A 614-nucleotide genomic window follows, 5' to 3' on the forward strand; every position below is an offset into this window, starting at 1 on the left:
TTTTCTCATAAGCTGCGATTGCATTTTTGATGAACTGGCGATCATCGCCAAGGTCAGCAAGAAAAGCTGATTGGCGGTTATCTAAATGCTCTTTCGCCGCGGCATCATCAAAGGCACAGATACAACAACCGCTCGCCATTGCTTCAGTGACAACATTGCCAAACGTGTCTGTTTGACTGGGGAATAGGAAGATGTCGCCGGAGGCATAATGTTGTGCAAGTTTTTCGCCTCGCTTCACTCCTGCAAAAATTAAAGCAGGGTAGCGTGCAGCAAGACTTGGTTTGAGAGGGCCATCACCTACCAACACGAACTTAGCTTTGGGGTATTTCTCGCTAATGCTCTCGTAAGTGTCTGCAAGGAGTTCTAAGTTTTTTTCAGCAGCGATACGACCTACGTATAAAAACACGGGCTCGTTTTCAGAAGCTCCCCATTGATCGCGAAGCTGTTGATTTCTTTTTGTCGGAGAAAACAGTTCGCCATCGATACCGCGCGAGACCACTTCAGTGTTCGTAAAACCTTTGTGTTCAAGCATTTGTTTTTGTTGTTGTGTAGGAACAAGCGTGCTTGCACTCGTGTTATGAAACCATCTCATATACTTCATGATGAGAGGCTCC

General features: G+C 45.9%; 1 protein-coding gene. It reads right to left on the reverse strand.

Annotated elements, in window-relative coordinates:
• A partial coding sequence (locus A3738_RS07025) for a glycosyltransferase (protein ID WP_156504037.1) occupies positions 1–601 on the reverse strand: 601 nt, incomplete at its 3' end.
• Positions 602–614 lie beyond the last annotated feature (13 nt).

Source organism: Oleiphilus sp. HI0066 (assembly GCF_001635725.1).